The 22395-nt window shown below is 43.7% G+C and carries 17 protein-coding genes and 1 pseudogene; 6 read left to right on the top strand and 12 right to left on the bottom strand.

Going from position 1 to position 22395, the window contains the following annotated elements:
* Positions 1-45 precede the first annotated feature (45 nt).
* Positions 46-752, top strand: a pseudogene (locus JMX50_RS03530) (DUF1003 domain-containing protein).
* Between the two features lie 17 nt (positions 753-769).
* Here JMX50_RS03530 and JMX50_RS03535 read toward each other — a convergent pair.
* On the bottom strand, positions 770-1501 hold the full coding sequence (locus JMX50_RS03535) for a UTRA domain-containing protein (RefSeq protein ID WP_227670892.1): 732 nt from the start codon (positions 1499-1501) through the stop codon (positions 770-772).
* A 284-nt stretch (positions 1502-1785) separates the two neighbouring features.
* Here JMX50_RS03535 and hutU point away from each other — a divergent pair, with 284 nt between their 5' ends.
* From hutU to hutI, 4 genes are all read left to right on the top strand, one after another.
* A complete protein-coding gene (gene hutU / locus JMX50_RS03540; RefSeq protein ID WP_201628454.1) occupies positions 1786-3519 on the top strand; it encodes a urocanate hydratase in 1734 nt (577 codons plus the stop codon).
* A gap of 55 nt (positions 3520-3574) precedes the next feature.
* Positions 3575-5137 (top strand): histidine ammonia-lyase, encoded by a 1563-nt coding sequence (hutH, locus tag JMX50_RS03545; protein ID WP_201628455.1) that lies wholly within the window; start codon positions 3575-3577, stop codon positions 5135-5137.
* Positions 5138-5240: 103 nt separating this feature from the next.
* Positions 5241-6344 carry a formimidoylglutamase gene (locus tag JMX50_RS03550; RefSeq protein ID WP_201628456.1) on the top strand — a complete coding sequence of 368 codons (1104 nt, stop codon included), beginning with the start codon at positions 5241-5243 and terminating at the stop codon, positions 6342-6344.
* 201 nt (positions 6345-6545) lie between these two features.
* Positions 6546-7880 carry an imidazolonepropionase gene (gene hutI / locus JMX50_RS03555; protein WP_201628457.1) on the top strand — a complete coding sequence of 445 codons (1335 nt, stop codon included), beginning with the start codon at positions 6546-6548 and terminating at the stop codon, positions 7878-7880.
* A 160-nt stretch (positions 7881-8040) separates the two neighbouring features.
* Here the strand turns inward: hutI and JMX50_RS03560 are convergent, their stop codons facing one another.
* The 6 genes from JMX50_RS03560 to JMX50_RS03585 all read right to left on the bottom strand — a co-directional run bounded on the left by JMX50_RS03560 (position 8041) and on the right by JMX50_RS03585 (position 15393).
* Complete coding sequence (locus JMX50_RS03560) at positions 8041-10260, bottom strand: PhoX family protein (RefSeq protein ID WP_201628458.1); 2220 nt, start codon at positions 10258-10260, stop codon at positions 8041-8043.
* 219 nt (positions 10261-10479) lie between these two features.
* Entirely contained in the window at positions 10480-11367 is an 888-nt protein-coding gene (locus JMX50_RS03565) for a hypothetical protein (protein WP_201628459.1), read from the bottom strand.
* 54 nt (positions 11368-11421) lie between these two features.
* On the bottom strand, positions 11422-11964 hold the full coding sequence (locus tag JMX50_RS03570; protein ID WP_201628460.1) for a DUF3124 domain-containing protein: 543 nt from the start codon (positions 11962-11964) through the stop codon (positions 11422-11424).
* 17 nt (positions 11965-11981) lie between these two features.
* On the bottom strand, positions 11982-12683 hold the full coding sequence (locus JMX50_RS03575) for a potassium channel family protein (protein ID WP_201628461.1): 702 nt from the start codon (positions 12681-12683) through the stop codon (positions 11982-11984).
* A 112-nt stretch (positions 12684-12795) separates the two neighbouring features.
* Positions 12796-14556: a TrkH family potassium uptake protein gene (locus JMX50_RS03580; RefSeq protein WP_201628462.1), complete on the bottom strand. Its 1761-nt coding sequence runs from the start codon at positions 14554-14556 to the stop codon at positions 12796-12798.
* Positions 14557-14946: 390 nt separating this feature from the next.
* Positions 14947-15393, bottom strand: a complete 447-nt coding sequence (locus JMX50_RS03585; RefSeq protein WP_201628463.1) for a PACE efflux transporter — start codon at positions 15391-15393, stop codon at positions 14947-14949.
* A gap of 100 nt (positions 15394-15493) precedes the next feature.
* Here JMX50_RS03585 and JMX50_RS03590 point away from each other — a divergent pair, with 100 nt between their 5' ends.
* On the top strand, positions 15494-16378 hold the full coding sequence (locus JMX50_RS03590) for a LysR family transcriptional regulator (protein ID WP_201628464.1): 885 nt from the start codon (positions 15494-15496) through the stop codon (positions 16376-16378).
* Between the two features lie 149 nt (positions 16379-16527).
* Here the strand turns inward: JMX50_RS03590 and JMX50_RS03595 are convergent, their stop codons facing one another.
* From JMX50_RS03595 to JMX50_RS03615, 5 genes are all read right to left on the bottom strand, one after another.
* The gene (locus JMX50_RS03595; RefSeq protein WP_201628465.1) at positions 16528-17262 is read right to left on the bottom strand and encodes an HAD family hydrolase; all 735 of its coding nucleotides are present in this window, start codon (positions 17260-17262) and stop codon (positions 16528-16530) included.
* Positions 17262-18404, bottom strand: a complete 1143-nt coding sequence (locus JMX50_RS03600) for a TIGR03364 family FAD-dependent oxidoreductase (protein ID WP_201628466.1) — start codon at positions 18402-18404, stop codon at positions 17262-17264. Before JMX50_RS03600 ends, JMX50_RS03595 begins: the two co-directional genes overlap by 1 nt.
* Positions 18405-18477: 73 nt before the next feature.
* Positions 18478-19470, bottom strand: coding sequence for an ABC transporter substrate-binding protein (locus JMX50_RS03605; RefSeq protein WP_201628467.1), 993 nt, complete (start codon positions 19468-19470; stop codon positions 18478-18480).
* A 232-nt stretch (positions 19471-19702) separates the two neighbouring features.
* Entirely contained in the window at positions 19703-21385 is a 1683-nt protein-coding gene (locus JMX50_RS03610; RefSeq protein WP_201628468.1) for an ABC transporter permease subunit, read from the bottom strand.
* 96 nt (positions 21386-21481) lie between these two features.
* Positions 21482-22369, bottom strand: a complete 888-nt coding sequence (locus JMX50_RS03615) for an ABC transporter ATP-binding protein (protein ID WP_201628469.1) — start codon at positions 22367-22369, stop codon at positions 21482-21484.
* Between the last annotated feature and the right edge of the window lie 26 nt (positions 22370-22395).

Raw genomic sequence — 22395 nt, forward strand, 5'->3', positions numbered from 1 at the left:
AAACAGCTTCATTAAAGGAATATAGCGATGAAAGGGAATATGGCGATGAATAAAAAAAGTGGCGTTTATCACTGTATTGTCTGTGGGCAAAATTATCCTATAAAAGCCCTTACCCCTATAGGCACCATACGACAGGCAATTACAGAAGACATTTTGCAGGACTTCCCTGAATGCTTACCTACAGATTATATTTGCCAAAATGATTTAAGTAAGTATCGAATGCAGTATGTGCACTCATCGCTAACGTCTGAAAAAGGCGAGGTGACCGTTCTTGAATCTGAATTGATTAAAAGCATGCAACAGCATGAACTCATCACCAAAAATATTGATAAGACTCTAGAGCAAAAATGGACTTTCGGTGAACGATTGGCAGATAAAATTGCAACCTTTGGTGGTAGTTGGTCATTTCTCATCTGTTTTGCTATTTTTCTAGCCATTTGGATCATCGTCAATACTGTGGTGATGGTCGCCCGTCCTGCTGATCCCTACCCGTTTATTCTATTGAATTGAATTTAATATTATCCTGTATCGCTGCCATTCAAGCACCTGTGATTATGATGAGCCAAAACAGGCAAGAAACCAAAGACCGGTTACGTTCAGAAAATGACTATCAAATTAACTTAAAAGCTGAGCTTGAAATCCAACACTTGCATGAAAAATTGGATCATCTTTTAATGCATCAATGGGATAGACTCGCTGAGATACAAGAAATACAACTCGACTTATTATCTGAAATGAGCAAAAAGCAATAGGACAACCTCAATAAAAACTATAACTCTCCCGAGAACTGATAACGATCGCCTGCATGCCACATCTTCACAAAGGTTAATACTTGACCAGCCGAATAAGTCTGACGACACAATACTAACGTCGGTGACTGCGGGGCAATCTGTAGTGCATCAGCAATCTCATCAGGCGCTGCTAATGCTCGAATGGTATAGCTACCACGCTCAAGTGGACTCTTAGCAATGAGATAATCACTGGTATTGACCACACTAAAGTCTTGCTCAATAAATTCTGGCACTTTTGTCGCATCGACCCAACGCTCTTCAAACTGTATCGGCTGACCATCCGCAAAGTGGATGATTTTTACTTCATATAAAATAGCCGCTTCAGTACTATCAACTTCATGTGCATCAATATCAAATTTACGGCGCATTTCATCATCTAACATGCTCGCGGTAATAGCGCGTTTGCTCACCACTTGTGCCTGATAGTCGCGATTGGCCGACTTTAGATCTTGAGCGATATTGCGCACTTCTACAAAGGTATGATTGAACTGCTGCTGTGCGACAAATGTCCCCGACCCTTGCCGACGCTCTAATACCCACTCCTCGCTTAGTTCTTTTAAGGCGCGATTCACTGTCATCCGCGATACCCCAAACTCTTCTGCCAAGGCCATTTCGGTAGAGATAGCTGCGCCCGCCTGCCATTTTCCAGAATGGATATTATCTAAAATTGCGTTTTTAATCCGCTGATATGCTGGGACTGCTTTTGTCATGTCACGTTTCACCTTTGTCATGCTCGTCTTCAACCGTCGTCTTCGATTGTGTAACCATACAGCTGTAAAAGTGCCAACATAATATCATGACAATTATCATAATCACCATGAGAACAACCTATCGAACGAAGTAATCTTATAAATAATTCAACTATTTATAAAAAAATGCTTGCATGAGAAAATAATCTTTGATAATTTGTATATACAACTTATTCATTATACTTAATAATGCTACTACTACAATGTCACCAGCAAACTGTATAAACAATCACAAGGATTTGAATATGATTACCGATAATGGATTGAGCAGAAACGCCACAAGCAACAATAATAAATTCACCCGCCGTGACGAGAGTCGCAATATCGCTGCACCTACTGGCAGTACATTAAACTGCAAAAGTTGGCTGACCGAAGCGCCTTATCGCATGCTGCAAAATAACCTACACCCTGATGTGGCCGAAAACCCAAAAAGCTTGGTCGTGTATGGCGGTATCGGACGCGCAGCCCGTAACTGGGAAAGCTATGATCAAATACTCGCGTCACTCAAAGAATTAGAAGACGATGAGACACTATTGGTGCAATCAGGCAAACCGGTTGGCGTCTTTCAAACTCATGAAAATGCGCCGCGCGTATTAATTGCCAACTCCAACCTTGTCCCGCGCTGGGCAACGTGGGAGCATTTTAATGAGCTTGATCGTAAAGACTTATTTATGTATGGCCAGATGACCGCTGGTAGCTGGATATATATCGGCACGCAAGGCATCGTGCAAGGTACGTATGAGACCTTTGTCGAAGCTGGTCGTCAGCATTATGATGGCAGCTGGGCAGGACGTTGGATTTTGACCGCTGGTCTTGGTGGTATGGGCGGCGCGCAACCACTAGCCGCGACCTTTGCTGGTGCGACGTCTCTAAACATCGAGTGCCAGCAGTCTAGTATTGATTTCCGTTTGCGTACGGGTTACGTCGATAAGCAAGCCGACAATCTTGACCATGCTTATGAGCTTATTAAACAACATACGGACGCGGGTGAAGCCGTCTCAATCGCGCTACTTGGTAATGCTGCAGACATCTTGCCTGAGATGGTCAAACGCGCCAATGCAGGCGAGATAAAACCTGACTTGGTCACTGACCAAACCTCCGCTCATGACTTAATCAACGGCTATCTGCCAAGTGGCTGGACAGTTGAACAATGGAAAGCGGCACAAGAAAATCCAGACCAACACGCCACCTTAACTAAAGATGCCGCCGCGTCTTGTGCCGTACACGTACAGGCGATGCTAGACTTGCAAGCAATGGACATTCCAACGACTGATTATGGTAATAACATTCGTCAGGTGGCATTTGATGAAGGGGTAAAAAATGCCTTTAATTTTCCGGGTTTTGTTCCTGCTTATATTCGTCCGCTGTTTTGCCAAGGCAAAGGGCCATTCCGCTGGGTCGCATTATCAGGTGATCCAGAAGATATCTACAAAACCGATCAAAAAATCAAAGAGTTGTTCCCAGAAAACCAACATATTCATCGCTGGCTTGATATGGCGAGAGAACGCATTCAATTTCAAGGCTTGCCAGCACGTATCTGCTGGTTAGGTCTTGGTGAACGTGATAAAGCAGGCTTAGCTTTTAATGAGATGGTTAAAAATGGTGAGCTAAAAGGTCCTATCGTTATCGGTCGTGACCATTTAGATACTGGCTCTGTTGCCAGCCCAAACCGCGAAACAGAAAGCATGAAAGATGGCTCAGATGCGGTATCTGACTGGGCACTATTAAACGGCATGCTCAATGTCGCAGGCGGCGCCACCTGGGTGTCATTGCACCATGGCGGCGGTGTTGGTATGGGTTACTCGCAGCACTCTGGCATGGTCATCGTCGCTGACGGCACAGATGCGGCTGCCAAGCGCTTGGCGCGAGTACTGGTCAATGATTGCGGCTCAGGTGTGATGCGTCATGCGGATGCAGGTTATGAGCTGGCTATCAAAACAGCGAAAGACTATGGCTTAAATCTACCGATGATTAAATAGAACAAACCACTTTTACACTATAAAAATAAATAATTATATAACTAGGATAACTCGTATGACCACTATCAAAAAACTAACCCTACACCCACGCCAATTAAGCTTCGAGATGTTGCGCGATATTTATGAGCGACCTGTCATATTGACACTACCTGAAAGCGCTTATGAAGCGATAGATGCCTCGCATGAAGATGTACGCACCATCATTGCGCGTGATAAGAGCGCTTATGGTATCAATACCGGTTTTGGCCTATTAGCAAAAACCCGTATCAGTGATGATCAGCTTGAGCTACTCCAGCGTAACCTTATCGTTTCTCACTCAGTGGGTACGGGTGAGGCGCTACCAGACAACGTGGTTAGACTGATTATGGTGATGAAAGTTGCAAGCCTCGCGCAAGGCGTTTCTGGCGTCCGCCGCGTCGTGGTCGATAGCCTACTCGGCTTAATTAATAATCAAATTACGCCAAATATTCCGGCTAAAGGCTCCGTTGGTGCATCTGGTGACTTAGCACCTTTATCGCATATGACGCTGGCCATGATGGGCGAAGGCGACGTCTATGTTGACGGCAAAAAAGTACCCGCTGCTGATGCGTTAGCGCAGCATGGTCTTGAGCCCATTACCTTAGCGGCAAAAGAAGGTCTTGCTCTTATCAACGGTACGCAAGTCTCAACGGCACTGGCATTACGGGGTTATTTCTTAGCACGAGATTTACTCGAAACAGCCACCATCGTCGGCTCCATGTCTATTGATGCCGCCAAAGGCTCAGATGCCCCATTTGACGCACGTATTCATGAAGTGCGTGGTCATCATGGTCAAATAGAAATCGCTAAAGCGCATCGCCAGCTGATTAAAGGCAGTGCTATCCGCGCATCGCATGATGGCGAGCAAGACGATAGAGTACAAGACCCTTATTGCTTGCGTTGCCAACCACAAGTCATGGGCGCTTGCCTTGATATCATTAACCAAGCAGGAAAGACTTTATTAATTGAATCTAACGCAGTAACTGATAACCCACTTATTTTTAACAACGATGATGGCCCTGTTGCTATCTCAGGTGGTAACTTCCATGCTGAGCCAGTTGCCTTTGCCGCAGATATTTTAGCCTTGGCGATTGCTGAGATTGGTTCTATGTCTGAGCGCCGTGTGGCTTTATTGATTGACGCAACCTTGTCAGGCGGCTTACCGCCATTCTTAGTTGACAATGCTGGGGTGAACTCAGGCTTTATGATTGCTCATGTGACGGCAGCGGCTCTGGCTTCAGAAAACAAGTCTATCGCCCATCCAGGCAGTGTCGATAGTATTCCAACCTCTGCCAACCAAGAAGATCATGTATCGATGGCAACCTATTGCGCGCGCCGCCTATATGAGATGGCGCAAAATACCGCCACCATTATCGGCATTGAGCTATTGGCTGCTGGTCAAGGTATCGACTTCCATCGTGGACTAGATACCTCAGAGCCGTTACAGACAGCGCATCAGAAACTACGCGAGCAAGTCACTTTTTATGATAAAGACCGCTACCTAGCGCCTGATATTGAAGCAGCAAAGCAACTAGTACTAGATGGCACGCTCACCGAATATTGGCAATCACTGCGTAGCGATTGGTACGAGTCTAAATAGGAAAGTTTTATATATTTAAAACCCACTCTCAATTATCTAATTTTATTGGTGTAGACCATACTAAATTGAGATTCAGGTTTTATATTATGAAAGGAGGTCTACAATGACAATAGCCGTTAGCCACACTGCAGCTGATATGAGTCGGTGGACAGGACGTGCAGAGCCGTTTGAGTCTGCGCGCGCCTGCTACTGGTATCAAATAGCGCAGCCTTATGCCTTTGATAGCACCAGTCAGCAAAACGGCCAGCACATTGGGTTGGTCGGGTTCGCTTGTGACCAAGGCGTCAGACGTAATCAAGGACGCGTGGGTGCACGAGCTGCGCCGCCGTTGATTCGTCAGGCATTTGCGGCGCTGCCGGTCATCGCTGAGTTACAACAACGCTATGAGGGTCAATTACCAACCCTGCTGGGTGATGCTGGCGATATCCATTGTCATGATAATGATGATTTTGCCGAGCGTACCCTTGAACAAGCCCAAGTAAAATATGCCGATAAGATAAGTGATATTATCCAGCAAGGCGGTCTACCTATCGGGCTTGGTGGTGGTCATGCCATTGCTTATGGCAGCTTTTTAGGATTGTGGCAAGCGCTGTCATCAGAAACCTATAAGTCTACTAATGACGTTAGCAATATCGAAAATCATGTCAAAAGCAATGTTGAAAATGATGCAAGCACAATGTCTACCATCGGGGTGATTAACTTTGATGCGCATCTAGATATTCGTCAATCTGATGTCGCCACGTCTGGTACGCCATTTCGCCAGATTTCCGAGCACCTTGATGAACAGGGTCAGCCATTTAACTATTGCTGTATCGGCGTCAGTCGGTTTTCCAACACTGCCGCGCTCTTCGACCGTGCTGAGCAGTTAGGCGTACACATTATCAGTGATGAAGATTGCACCAATAAAAAATGGAAAAAAATTGCGGCTCAAATAGAGGATTTTATCAATGAAGTTGATGTGGTCTACTTAACTATTGATATGGATTGCTTACCATCGAGCGTCGTTCCTGGGGTCAGTGCGCCCGCCGCCTATGGTATCGAGCTCAGTTTCGTTGAGCGCGCGGTCAAACGTATCATGGCATCAGGCAAAGTAAAGATGGCTGATATTGCCGAGATTAACCCGACCTTTGATGTTGATGGACGCAGCTGTAAAGTTGCGGCAAGACTATTAGCGACTATTATCGAGCAGCATCTACTATTAACATAGACGAAATACAGTCAGTTCATTATAAACAAGTTACAGTGCTACTAGAGTACATTTTTCGCAGCCTCTGTTTGCGTAGGCACAGCAAGCAAGGAAAATTTACTCTAGTAGCACGTTATAGTAGTTATAACGCTATTATTTGAACTGACTGTAGCTTCTTACTCAAAATTGCTAGCTCTAAACTAAAATAAGCAGGAGCACATCATGACTAATACTACAAATCCTACAGACCAAACGCCTATAAACAATTCCACCCTGACATCATTTGACCACATCATCATCAATGCCAATCTCGCCACCTTTTCAGCGCTATACGGGTTTGATATTTATAGCGCCAATCAAAGCAGTGATCAAAACAACAATCAGAATGAAAGCACACCTTATGGTCAATTAGGAAACGCTGCTATCGGTATCAAAGACGGCAAAATTGCATGGGTTGGTACGCATGAGCAAATAAAGCCGCATCTTACTCATTATAAAAGCGATCAAATCAAAGACGTTGATGGCAACTGGGTCATGCCCGGACTCATCGATTGCCATACCCATATCGTTTATGGCGGTAACCGCAGCAACGAGTTCGAAGCGCGATTGCAAGGTGCCAGTTATCAAGATATCGCGGCACAAGGTGGCGGCATTGTCTCAACCGTTAGCGCCACCCGCGCATCGAACGAAGAAGAATTGTTTGCGCAAAGTGAAAAACGTCTGCTCGCGCTCATCAAAGAAGGCGTGACCAGTGTCGAAATCAAATCTGGCTATGGACTGGACCTAGAAACTGAACGCAAAATGCTAAAAGTCGCCCGCGCACTCGGTGATAAACACAACATTCATGTTAGCACCACTTATTTGGCCGCCCATGCCCTACCGCCTGAATATAAGGACCGCGCGGATGATTATATCGAACAAGTTTGCCAGTGGTTGCCAATCCTGCATAGCGAGGGTTTGGTCGATGCGGTCGATGGATTCTGCGAAAACATCGCCTTTACTGCTGAGCAGATTAAGCGCGTCTTTGAAGTCGCTCGTTCATTAGACTTACCAGTTAAGTTGCATTCCGAGCAGCTCTCAAACATAGGCGCTAGTGCTTTGGTAGCAGCATACCAAGGGCTATCAAGCGACCATCTTGAACATTTAGTAGAAAACGATATTAAAAAAATGGCAGCAAGCAACACAGTTGCCGTGCTATTACCGGGCGCTTTTTATACGCTGCGTGATATTAAGTTGCCACCGATTGAAGAATTGCGTAAACACCAAGTTCCGATTGCCGTTTCAACAGATTGCAACCCCGGCACTTCGCCACTCACCTCGCTGTTATTAGCGATGAATATGGGCTGTACACTATTTTACTTAACCCCTGAAGAAGTGTTGGCAGGCGCAACCGTTCATGCGGCACAAGCGTTAGGTCTAGCCAAAAAAGGCAAAATAGAAGTGGGTTACGACGCTGATTTGGTATTATGGGATATCGCGCGCCCTGCTGACCTAGCTTATCAAATGGGGCTAAATCCTATTGCAGGTGTTATGGTTCAAGGTCAGTGGCATACCTAATCGAAGTAATAACTGAACGCATAATATATTCTTAAAACCGTCGTTTAAAAACACAACAACCAATATACTTGCATCCTTATTCTCTATAAACGGATAAAAGAATATCAAGCATATTGGTTTTTTTGTTGAAGATTAAGAGGATTCTTAAGTGCTACTGGTTTTAAGTGGTTGCGGTATCAAATGACTCAGCCAATATCACATCGTCATCTTCACGCGTAATCATGACCGTCGCTGAGCGCGGGGTACTGCCACCCGCGACGGCGCCCCAGCTATTGCCTGGATGTTGAATATTAATAAAGAGGGTTTTAAAGTCTGGTGTCATAGTGATACCAGTCACTTCGCAGCCCTCAGGACCGACGAAAAAGCGTTTGATATTGTCATTACTGGCAGGCATGCCGACTCGGGTTTGCTGCCCTGCTGAAGTGGTCATAAGCGAACCATCGCTGACTTTGCCCGGTAGTGCCGCGAGCAACATACAACTGCTGGTATCCGTATAAGCGCCATCATCTGTCTGAATCCATAACACCCCGCGCGGATCAAAATACAGCCCGTCTGGCGATGATAAATCGTTGTTGTCATTTAGCTGTGATAAGTTCTCCGCTGACAAATCACTTGGCGAAGCAAACAAATAAATATCCCACTCAAAATTTGTTGCCGCATGATCGCCACCTGCTTCTGCCCAGCGAATGATATGACCATTGTCATTACCGCGCACTTTGCCGCCAACTTGATAGCTGCGTGGATTCGACGCTGAGAGCGGTTGATCATCACTTACGCCGCGATATTTATTATTGGTCAAGGTCACATATACCTCACCCGTTATCGGGCTGACCGATACCCATTCAGGTCGATCCATCTTAGTCGCCCCAACGACATCAGCAGCGGCACGGGCAAAGACCAACACCTCATCCTGTCCATGGAACGGCAAGACAGTATTAGAGGCATCCAGTCCATTTTGACCATGGACAAGTGCTTTCCACGCCCCGCTGCCATCTTCATTAAAAATAGCAACATATAGCGTGCCATCGTCCAAATATTTATTGCCCGCTTTTAAGCCGCCGCCGATATCAGCATTTGACCACATTGACTTGGAGACGAACTTATAAATATATTCGCCACGGGCATCGTCGCCCATATAAAAGACCACGGGTTTACCTTGTTCAACAGGCGCATAGGCACAGTTTTCATGAGCAAAACGACCCAATGCCGTGCGTTTTTGCGGTATAGAATGTTGGTCAAAAGGGTCAATCTCGGTGATATAACCAAAGGTATTGAATGCATGACGGTAGTCATCGGCAGCGCTGGCACCGACGGCGGTCATATCCCAACGTGAAAACTCGTCAGGGATAGCAGCATCTTTGGCATCAGGCGTATGCCACAGATATTCCCAACCGGGGAAATCCTCTGTCGCCCCGTAGCGCTCACGACCGTAGTTGTGTCCAGCGCTCAATTGATTGGCATCTTGCCCGCGGGCAAATACGCCTAAAAAGTTCTCTTCTGTGGTCAGATAAGTGCCCCAAGGTGAGAGACCTGCACCGCAGTTATTATTAATACCGCGAGTCTGAAAGCCTGTCGGATCAAACTTGGTCTTAACCAAATCAGATCCCGCAACAGGACCTGTTAATTGGGCAGTCGTACTACTGGTAATGCGGCGATTGTATTTCGAATTGGGTACCATCTCATAACCCATACCATCAGCGCGGCGGCGCATCTCAACCACAGCGACCCCATGACAGTTGACCTCACGGCGCACGTCGCTTGCGAGGCGACGGTTTTGAAAAATTGCCGCAGCATTATTATCTTGGATGACATGATAACCAAACGGGCTCAGCTCACTACTGTTTACATATTCATGGTTCATGACTAGCAAACCGTTCTCTGACGCTTTGGCGTCGTATGCATTGCCGTTTTTACCAAAAAACCACATGCCATCATGGTTGTCACCCATACGCCACTCAAACGACTCAGCGGACTGCTCACGATTGTCTTTCCAATCATCGATACCAGATATCAGCGGCATGCCTAGTGGTAATATCATCTCGGCTTTATAACCTGCTGCCACGCTCATCGTGTCAGCTTTTGAATGCGGTACGGCTGTAAACTTCAAAGTCTCAGGACGTTTTAAGTCACCTTGCGCAGGAATAGCGGCACTGTTATCGTCGCTGGGTTTAACAGGTAAATTGCTATCATCATCGTCGCTACAGCCGACCAAAGGTAGGGCCCCAAAAAACGCCGCCGCCGTCAACCCTGTGCCACCTTTTAGGATACTGCGGCGATTCATACGGCGATTAATAATGGTTTGAAAGTCGATATTATCAGTCGGGTTAGAGTCTTCAACAACTTCGTGCGCAAGCGTTTGCTTGTTATTCAATGAGGTCATGTTCAGTCACCTTGTTAGGCTAGATTTAGTAGGCTGATTTGGCATAAAAAATATCGCGGCGTTATCGTTGTAACGACCAAAATACGATTTATGTTTGAGTCTACTGAAACTCCATGACAACTTGATGACAAATTTTTAGATAATAATCTATAACAAACCATGCTGTTTTTGATATGTTAATCTAAGTATATAAAGCGCTACGTTGTTTATATTTACGCCTTAAGAGCAACCTTCGACCAAATAGATAGCATCTGGTAACCCAATATCAATACTTTCGACCTCTCCCTTTAATAAACTTTGCTTGTCTGCCGTCCACTCTGTTGAGTTAATTCTATAATCATTCAGCTTTTGACCGCCCTTGATATGATATTCAATCTGTATGGGCAACTTGTCTTCTTCATTATTCAGCTTGATGTTTTCGGCTTTTAACAACTCTCCGAGTTGTGGCTCTTTTAGCACCTCGAAGTTAACGTTAGCAATCAGGCTATAGTAGTCACCATCAACCGCATACTTATCGACTTCATAATTCAGCTCGTTATTATGCGCTTTCATCACCTCTGTCACTGAATCACCAACATGGATGTCTGTATAAAAGGGTATGTTTGGATCCTGAATAGCAATAAGAGCAACTTTGTTATCGATGATTTGATAGAGCACAGAGGCACGTTTACCGTACTCTTTATCCACATAGCTTAGGGCTGGATTACTGACGTAATAGCATTGCTCGTTGTCAGTTTTTTCTTTGCTCAGTCCTAGCTCATTTAGTAATTCAGGAGTAATAATCTGCCCAAAGCTTAGCTTTTGGTAGCCTGATGGATTGACGGTTTTATCATTAGATAACTTTTCTGCTTCGTTATTCTGTGCTTTATCCACATTAGCAGGACTTATAGGCGCAGGACTTATAGAACTAGAATTGATGGACGCCTTATCTTTCTCAGCCGTATTTTTATCTATATTATCCGTTTGCGACGGGGCATTATCATTTTTATTTGAATTTGCAGGCTGCGAGTCACAGCCTGCCAGCAGTTGCGCCGTACCGAGCAATACAGTAGTAAATAGTACTGTTTTAATAGTTGCTAAAGATGAGCCTTGGGTAAAATCTAACATGGCAACTCTCCTAAATTTGGATTATCCATATTAATAAAGCATAAACAACCATCACTACAAAACCGGCGTACCCTGCGTGCTAAAAGCAAAGCCTTTATTGCTAAAATTACCAATCATTACCGCCTCGATGACGGGCTTGACGGTTTCATCCATGCCTTCAACTTCAATGATAAACTTTGCCCCAGAACCCCCTTTATCCTCTTCTTTTTCGACGATATAATTTAACGTCGCCATAGCGGGCAGCTCGATAGGTTCTTTTAAATACGACTTTACAAGGTCGCCATCGGTACTGTAATAATCTATCTTATTAATATAGAGTGATTTTTTTAAGGTGGTATTGCGTACGCTCAAAGTTGCTGATAGTAAAACCTTACGATTATCCCTATCGGTATAAATATCTGAGTAAATCGGCACATAAAAGGTTTGTTTATAGCCAAACTGGCTGTGATCGACTTTTTTAGACCGCTTCTCAAGCTCTTGAATGGGGTCTTGATGCTTCTCTGAAAACATCACATTTGGGTTTTGTTTCGACTCATCACAGCCGCTGAACAGCATGAGACTGGTAAGACATAGCACGGATATGCAGCACTTATTCATAACGTTATCCCTAGCGATTAGTGTACTTTAACCCCTACACTACGTAAAAAAGTATTGATATGTTTGTTAGCGCCATATACCACTAGCACATCATTTTCTTGTAGCACTTGCTCTGGTGTGGCCAATCCCTGAATACTGGGTTTGCTTCGCTGACGGCCAAAGCTGTCTTCATAATGCTCATAGCGCATGGTACTCAATAGCTTGATATTAAACTTATTTTCTAGCTGTAATGTCGCTATTTGTTTGCCAATCAAAGGAGCAGGAATAGCAATCTCGACAATACTAAAGTTGTCAGTCAATTCAAAAGAATCAACGAAATAGCGCAATGACAGCCGTTTTGCCCAGCGCATCGCCGATTCTTTTTCAGGATGAAAAATATCGTCAACCCCAATCGCTTGCAGTACTTTTTCATGTAAGGGGTTGATACTACGACTGATTAAGCGCTTGGCTTTTAAAGTTTTAAACAACGCCGTTGCCATAATGTTGGCCCCTTCGTTTTCCCCAATCGCCACCACCACTATATCGGTATCCATAATAGGCAAGCCATTGACCGTATATTCGTCGGTGGCATCCATGCAGATAGTATGAGTGATGGCTTCTTTATACGCTTCAACTTTTTGCATGCTGCTATCAATGGCGATGACTTCATGACCTTGGCTCGTCAGCGCTATGCCTAACGAAGAACCAAAACTGCCCAAACCTGCAATGATATATTTCATAATATTCCTTGTCACTCATGCCATTCGAAAAGAGCAATTGCGACGTATTTAGTTAATGCCTAATGAGTTATAAGTTATTATTTTTAATTAACATTTTTTAATTAACATTAAGTTAATTGATAGTAATCTCTTCAGTCGGATAACGATAGTTACGCTGATATCTGTTTTTAAGTAAGGCAATAAATATCGTCAACATCCCCACCCGCCCAACAAACATAATCACCGAAACGACAAGTTTGTTAAAGGTCGATAGCTCGGTGGTTAAATTTAAGCTCAAACCAACCGTGCTATAGGCAGAAAAGCATTCGAAAATGACTTTAATCAAATCAAGCTCGGGCTGATCGTAGCTGATAAGGGTGACCCCCATGCCAATCACAAATAAAGACAGCCACATAATGGAAAACGCCCGGCGGATAGAGATGTCAGCAATCTCGCGCTGAAACACTTCAACCTTGGTCTGACCACGGGCTAAGCTCAAGGTATTTAACACCGCAATGGCAAAGGTGCTGGTTTTTATACCACCGCCGGTAGAATTTGGTGAAGCACCAATCCACATCAAAAAAATCGTCAGCATAATAGTCGGAAACGCAAGCGCATCCATATCGGCAATATTAAAACCTGCGGTACGCGGAGTTGCCGCCGTAAATAGCCCTGTGATTAGCTTAGCGTAAAAACTCTGATGCTCAGCAAGGATGCCGTTATATTCAAACAGCATGACCCCGACCACACCAATTAACAATAAAGCGCCAGAGGTAATTAACGTAATACGGCTATTGATACTCAGTAGCCACGGCTGATAGCCGTAACGTGGATCATTTTGGAAAATCGCCCTTTGGGCACGGTGACGCAGAAAGCGCAATAGATTGACGACAATGATAAAACCCATGCCGCCAAATAAGAAAGTGGTACTAATGATAAGCTGTAAAGGATAGTTAAAGCGCAGTGACTCATCGTATAAGCCGGCGCTAAAGGTCGAGAACCCTGCATTACAAAAAGCAGAGATGGCATGGAATATCGCGAAAAACAGTCTTTCTGCAAAGCTCATCCCGGGTAAATCATAGATACTAATATAAATCAAAATCGCAGCCAGTGCCTCAACCCCAAAAGTCACATATAAAATGGACTTAAGGGTGGTGACCATATCGCCCATCCTTCGTGAAACGTTCATTTCACTGATACTAAGCTGCGTCTCATAACTGACGCCGCCCTTAAAAAAGTAACTAAAGTAGGTCACAAAGGTCAGAATACCCAAACCGCCAATTTGAATCAGCCCGATGATAATCAGCTGCCCAAACGTGGTAAAACGGGTCGCCGTATCCACCACAATCAGCCCTGTCACACAGACTGCACTGGTGGCCGTAAATAGCGCATCGACAAAGGATATCGGCTCAGTGGTGGCATTGGGCATCATCAGCAGCAATGCTCCGACCAATACCACGGACAAAAAACTTAAGATAAAAAATTGACCTGGGTTTAAAAAAGCCCGATTAAGGCTAAAGTTATTGTCCGATATCTCACGGATAAAAGTGACAAAAACAGCAATCTTAATCGCAATAAAACCATCTACCGGCATCGATAATCCGGAGCGCGCCAGCTCAAAGAAATGCACCGCCAATAGCACAACAATAGCGATACTGGTTAGTAAATCGAAAACCGCGACTTTATTGACCGACAATCGTGACTTTGAGCGCATATAGCGCCCTACCGTGGCCACAAAACCCAATAAAATAATCGTTAAATAAAAAATATGAAAAATATGCTGTAGCCATGTCGTGAGCGTAAAACCACTATCGACTAAGGCAATTCCAACGCCAATGGCGCCAATAACAATCGTGAACTTATTCAACAGCCGATACGGTAGGGCTGGATGCATAGCCTAATTCCATGAAAGGAGTAACGATAATACTTATACGCCTTTTTTTCGCCATCCACTAAGACTGTTTTTAAAGAATCGTAACCAGTTATGACATCTTTTATGCTTGTCTTTTGTTCAATATCTAACCTCGCAGCCTTTATTGTGAATACAATTATTCTGCACCGATAGGCAATCTATATTTTTTGAATAAAATGACTAGGATTTCAAAATCGATACCAAGCACAGGCGTCATATACAGACTTGCTTAACCTTAAAGCAAAAAAGCTTTCAAGCTATAAGATATATAGCTTGAAAGCTTTTTTAGCACTTATTTACAGCACTTATTTACACCGATTTTTTATAACAGTTATTAATATCAGACATAACCTAAATTATTGTTAGCTCGACTTATATAGAAACCGCGCTATTTTTTACATATTTAAAATACTGTATCGGGAAAATCTTGTCATAAGCCCAGTTATAAGAAAAGGTATAAGCCAAATAAAATCCAACCAATGACGCATCCATAATAAAGGCTTGCCATAAACTAATGCCAAGATACCATGAGACCATGGGCAGATATAGAAGCAGCAGACCACCCTCAAATAGCAGTACATGAAGCACTCGAATCGCTGGGGTCTTAAATGTGCTGCGTTTAAACTTTACCATGCCTTTATCAAAGACAATATTGAAACCATAGTTCCATATAGTCGCTATGATAGAGCCTACGATGGCAATAACACCGATATCTTTTATGTCAAAATCAAAAAAGAAGTTCATAATGGGAATGGATAGTATTAATGCAATTATTTCAAATCCAACAGCGTGACGTATACGATCTCTATGAGTTCGCATAATTAATCCTTATAGAATATACATTCATAGTACTTAGTTGACTCTATTGTATCTGTTAAACTAATAGATCAAAGTTACTGTCTATAGGAAAAACCGATACATGAACTTTTCTTTAGAGCAACTACAAGCATTTGTGGCAACGGTAGAGACGGGCTCGTTTTCGGCAGCAGGACGGCGGCTTGGCAAAGCACAATCATCGGTTAGTGCGGCGGTGGCAAATTTAGAAATCGACTTGGACAATGTGTTATTTACTCGAAATAGTCGCTATCCTGAATTGACTGAGGAAGGTAAACGGCTGTTAGCTGAAGCTTATTTAATACTGGAGCGCTGCGAGCATTTCTTCGGGGTGGCCAAAAGCTTAAGTGAAGGTGTCGAAAGCCGTTTGGTGCTGGCAGTCGATGATCTCTATCCATCAGAGTGGCTGGCGCGATTGCTCGATGAGTTTGATAACTTGTTTCCTACTGTGGAGTTAGAATTGCTGCTGCCCATCATGGAAGATGTCAGTCGTTTGATTTTAGAAAAGCGCGCGGATTTGGGTATTATGTGGAGCCAAGAGGATTTGCCATCGGCTATTAGTTTTCATACCTTAGGCTGGATTCCGCTTAAGATGGTTTGTGCGCCTGAACATGATATAGCAAACCGAGTGGTCAGCTGGGAGGACTTAAAAAGATACCGTCAGCTCATTGTTGCAACGCGCAACGAGAGTAAAGAAAAATCACGCCTACGGGTTGCCGCCGATGTATGGTGGGTTGAGAGTCAGTGGGTGATTATTGAGCTGGTGCAACGTAACCTTGGTTGGGCGTTGGTGCCTGAGCATATTATCGTTGATGCGTTAAAGGATGGCTCTTTGGTGTCGCCAAAACTGGATTTTGATAAGCACAGTTGGCCCGTTGCGGTTGAGCTGATTTGGCATAAAGAAAAGCCGTTAGGTAAGGCTGGCACGTGGTTAAAGCAGGCGGTTATTACCTTAGACCAGCAAGCATAATAGCCTTTCTTTATAGCTATCAATCAAGGGCTGATACCCTATCAATTATTCATTCGTTAAAATGGTGAAAAGCCCTCTTCGCTATTTTTACATAACGTAGAAGGCTTTCAGCAGAGTATTACTTTATAGACTTGCCTTATAGATTGTTTTTAAATCAACTGAGCCAGATCAGTCAATTTATCCAATACTATATCTGGCAAGGACTTTTCAAGCTGTGCTTTGGTCTGCGCGCCAGTCAATACGCCTATACATAAGCCACAATTGGCATTTTTCCCTTCTTCAATATCGATGCCACTATCCCCTGCTTTTAACACCTGCTGTGAATCCTCAATACCAAACTTATCCATCGCGAGCGTAATCATATCTGGCGCAGGGCGACCATTCACCACATCATCAGCTGTAATTAGTGCATCAATCTCGCGACCTACTGACCACCCTAAAATAGTTAATATCTTATTGGCAGTCTTTGCGTCATAGCCCGTATTTAAAACCACTGTTCTACCACTGGCTTTTAGCTTATTAAACAGCTCCAGCATGCCATCAAAGGTAGCCAAAGTATCTGCTGTATAAGCCTCTGCCAAACTGGTTTTAAAGATTATAAAGGCTGCGTCTGTAAGTGGTTCAACCTCATCCTCAGCGATGTCCAATTCATTCAGTATGTCATTGATCGCTTGGCGTTTTTCCTTGCCAGCACCAAATTCTAAGCAGATATCTAAATCAACTTCTTTATCCACTTTATCGTCATCGCTAAGCGCTTGATTGATCGCATCACGTACCGTTTTATAGACGAGATTGTCTTCACTGACAGTAGTGCCCGCCATATCGAAAATACATAGTTTGATATGATCGAATTGTTCTTTAATACTATTAATATCTGTACTCATTATTTTGACTCCAATACGAAATGAATTAACTCTTCACCAAATGCAAAGCCTGTCGATGCGCCAGTGCCGCTAGTGACAGAGCCGACAACCACGCCTTTTTCTGGTGAGGCTTTAAAAACTACGTTATCACCGCTGGGATAAACACCTAACCAATGCTGCACGATATCAATCTCGCCAACATCCATGACTTGATGGAACTCGTTAATGACTAAATCATCAACTCGCACATCTCTAAATGGCAACTCCTTATCGCTATAATCATGGCTATCACCAATGATGAGAGAGCCATCGGCGGATTGCACCACGATTAGATGAACGCCTGCTTTGCGCTCAGCTGACTGAATATTATCCAGCAATGAGATTAACCTTTGGGCTTCAGGTAATTGGGCAAATCCATCATAACGAGCAAAGCTTAAATCCGACATTACCGCTGCATTTAGCTTAAATGCTTTTTTTGGCATGACACGCATCATATTAAGCGTGCAAAGTTTGGCCTTAGCCTGCGCTAAAGTCTCTGGATATAAGCTATGCAAATCTATACCGGGACAGACGACACAATGCTCTGCTTGCAGCGTACCACGACTGGTATGAACCATAGGTAGCTCGATGGAATGCACAGTGGTTTTATTATAAAAATCTACGCCATGCGCTCGACTTAGCCAATTCGCCAGTTTGCCAATGGCAGTTTTTGATTCGACTCTGAGCTCATGAGGACTATATAACACACCTAAACTGTCTTTAAGATAAGGGGTATTTTCTGCTATTTCAGCTTGCGTCAGCAATCGACAAGATCCGCCCATCTCTGTTTGTAAAAAAGCTTCAGCGACATCCATCGCTTCTGGGCGCTGAATAAGCATATGCAGACCACTATGCTCGACGTCGATGCCTACCTTGGGGGCAATATCTGCCCAGATATTACGCGTATGCATGGCTCGCTGCCAATGCTCGCCACTTTGCTGCCCACTCACGGTGACAAAACCAAAGTTACGTACTGAGGCATCTTTATTTTGTGACTCACGCTCGACCAGTGCGACACTCAGTCCTTTTTTAACCGCGGCATAAGCGCTGGCAAGGCCGACAATGCCACCACCGACTACCACTACATCGTATTTTTTTTCAGACAATTTGCTTGTTAACTGCACTTTGATGTTCCTTATTCTTAGAATGTAAAATTAGAACTTATATCTCAAATTTAGCTCGCACTGGTTGCAACGCTTATAGCTTTTGACCGTGGAAAAATGCCCTGTGCTTATCTAATAACTCAGCGGTAAGCGGCTCAGCATAGGTTTTTACATTTTTGATTTGGTTCTCAGATGCAACAGTTTCACCGTCATAGATGATATTTGGGTATATTTCTAACAGCTGTGGTCGCGCATTTTTGACGATGATTTCGGCCATTTTCATTGCATTCGGATTGGTTTTATCTCTTTTATCGATGACAGCCACCGACTCACTCAGCGTATAGTTACCTTCGCTAGGATCGATGTAATCAATAGGCAATCCTTCTGCTTTATTAACAACTGCTTGATGACGCATGCCAAAGCCAATAGGCACTTCACCTGCCATTACTTTCTTTAATGGACCTGAACCTGATAATTCTAAATTTGGTCCGGCGTTTTCACGAATACGATTCATGATGGTTTGCCCCTCGGCATCCATGCCATACGTAGCAGTAATATTCTGCACAAACAACCAACCGGTCGATGAGCCATTGGGATCAACCATCGCAATTTTGTTTTTATAGATGGGTTTTGCCAAATCTTTGGCACTGGTTGGTCTAGGCAAATTTTGCGCAGCCATCTCTTTGGTATTTAAAATAATCGCCCCAGTAAAGCTTAGAATGGGTGCATAGTAACTAGGAACCGCTACTTGGGGATTAACCTCAAAGCTGACATCCTTAAACATCGAATGTTTTGCTTGCGCGCTCTCTAAATAAAATGAGCTCATGGTGACCAAATCTGCCTCTATGTTCTTACCTTCAGCCAATAAACGCCCGCCAAGCTCACCGGTGCCAAAGGATTGAAAAATATATTGCCCTTCATACCCTGCTTCGTTTAACACTTCTTGGATGACTTCTACCGCTTCTTCGTCGGCATTGCTATAGATGATGACCTCCTCTGCGCTATTTCCCTCTGAAGAAGCTGAACTACAACCGGTCAAAATCATTCCGCACGTGAGACCTATCATTAACGTTTTTAATGAAAACATTTTTTATCCTATAGATTTTATTGAGTTTTAATGATTAGAGTTTGTTTATATGTTCGATAGCGATTGGCTATTAATTGCCATAGTCATTTCAATTTAAAAAGAACACAGTACTGCTGGGATGAATTTTTTGAAGCCTCTGAGGTGTAAAGCGCACAGCAAGCGAGAAAAATTTATACCAGCTGAACGCAATTTTTAACGTATCCCTTTTATTTTGAACTGCCTATAACTATGTTTAAGCCGTCGTTGGCGCAACAAGCGTTTCGTCCGTTGCTTTCGGTGTCCCGTAGAGTCGTCGGCTATGTATATGACGAATGATGGCAAACAGTATCAAGGCGCAGATATTGGTCAGTAATATCATGAGCGATAAGATAAAAATCTCATCAAAGCGTGCAAAATGCTGTAGCTCTACGATTTTGGTGGTGAGCACCATGGTTTTGGCACCAGAGATAAAGATAACCGCGCTAATCGTTACCATGGCACTGATAAAATAAAACGAGGCCACTTCAATTAAGGTAAAAAATGAATTGGGAATCACAATGCGCCGCAGGGTCGTAAACCATGAATCACCCAATAAACTCGCCGTCGTCTCCCAGCCTAAGTTCATTTTAGCCAGTGCGTTTTTACTCATCAGATAAGGGGTGGCGAAGTAGTGAATGATGTTGCTTATCACGATAATAAAAATAGTATTGGCAATTGCTGAGCCTGAAAACATCATAAGATAGGCAATTCCCACGACCATCCCTGGTACGGTGTTGGTGACCAAAGCTGAACTCTGGATACTGAATTTACCAATTCTGAATAAACCTGAGCGCTCGCATAATAACGCTGAAAAGTAAGTGATTAAGGTACCGAAGATAGCCGTCAATACCGCTACGATGAGTGAGTTTTTATAGACGCGCATTAGATTGGCAGATTCTAAAACCTTGCTGACGGTTTCCGTGCTGAATTGCATTTGATAAGGCCATGTCTTTATCCATGGAATGATAAATATCACCGCAAAGACCATCAGTAAGCAAAACAAGATAACGCTCGATAATACGGCTAATACTCGGTCTTTGATTTTCGAAGAAGGCAAGTCGATATTTTCAACCGAATCGTAGCGGATATTAAAGCGCGCGACATACCAGAGTATGGCAATACTCAATACCGATGGAATGAGCATAAACAGTGCGACCACCGCCCCTTTTTCAAACGAAGGAGACGCGCCTAATATTTGTGTATAAAGCTCAATGGCGATGACTTTATATTGCCCACCAATGGACGCTGGGATACCAAAATCCGTAAAGGCTAAAAAGAAACATTGAATCATTGCCGCCGCAAAAGTACCAATCAACGGGCGAATAACCGTCATATCAAACTGGCGCAGAGACGAGTCACCCATTAATTCTGAGACGATCACGAATTTTTTGTCTAAATACTGAAAGGTGTTATTGAGTAATAAAAAGGCGATGGGTAAGGTATAAATGGTATAGCCAAGCCACATTCCTTGAAAGCCGTATATATTTTCAAACAGCTGAAAGCCGAGTATTTGCGTCAGCAAACCTTGCTTGCCAAAGGTATAAATAATGGCAAAGCCATAGGTCACCGTTGGCAATAACATGGGCAATAAGGCGGCAACTTTAATAACCTTTTTAAAGCCCTTCGGTAAATTAGTCCAATGCACGGTATAAGCTAAGATGAAAGCGAGCATGGTGGCGCTCAGAGCACTTACCGTCGCCACAAAAAAACTATTAAACATCACCTGCTTAAAGCTATCACTACTTGCGATACTTTTATAGTTATCTAAGCCAATGCCATCGCCGACATTTAATGATAACGCCAGCACTTTACCTAAGGGTACAAACAGAAAAGCGATGAATAAAATCGTCACAAATAGCCAAATGGCTTTTGCTTGGGGTGGATTACTAAGCTTCATAAACGTCCAAAACAATCAAATGGTCAGGTTTTTACTGAATGACAGCTATAGTCAGTCTCTCAGTTGCCGATTCAGTCACTGCAAGCTGTTACAAAATCAGCCTTTCACCGTATCTTTTGACTTTTGCTTATCATGGACAGTGATAACTTTAGAATCAGTATGACGAGGGCTAATATCAGCCTCATATTGTCCATAGTTTTGGGTTTGAGTGTATTTACTTAGCGGATCAGCTTCAGATATACCGTTGGCAAATAAGCTTAAGATATTGCGACGTTTGATATTGAGCTGATTGAGAATGAAGTTGGTGACAAAATCATTGGCAGGATTGTGTATGATTTCAGCGGGTTCAGCGAATTGCGCCACTTTGCCATCTGATAGCAGTAGGATGCGATCAGATAACGTCATCGCCTCTTCTGGGTCATGGGTGACAATTAAAGTAGTCAGCTGATAGCGCACGGCAATCTCACGAATGCGCTCTTTGACGGTTTCCTTAATTACCCCATCTAATGCCGATAAAGGCTCATCTAACAATAATATTTTGGGTTTCATGACCAGCGTACGAGCCAGCGCAACACGTTGCTTTTGACCGCCTGATAGCTGATGAATACGCTTACTTAGGTGCGCCTTAATATCGAGTAAATCGATCAGTTCATCGACTTCTTGTTGTCTACTGACACTAGGATTGTTACGCAGACCGTATTCGATGTTTTGTTTGACATTGAGATTGGGAAATAACGCATAATCCTGAAAGACGATATTAAAGCCTCTTTGTCTCATAGAGACGCGGGTAATATCTTCGCCGTTATAGGCAATACGGCCGCCGCTAATGTCAGTTAAGCCCAAAATCATATGCAGTAAAGTAGTCTTGCCACAGCCGGATGGCCCTAAGATTGAAACTATCTCACCCGTGTTAATTTTGAGTGAAAGATCCTCGAATATCACCTTATCATCATATCTCTTTGTAACGTGTCTTAGCTCTAACATATCCACTCACCTAATCGCTTATGATT

It is taken from the genome of Psychrobacter maritimus (genome assembly GCF_904846345.1).
Classification (GTDB): Bacteria; Pseudomonadota; Gammaproteobacteria; order Pseudomonadales; family Moraxellaceae; genus Psychrobacter; species Psychrobacter maritimus.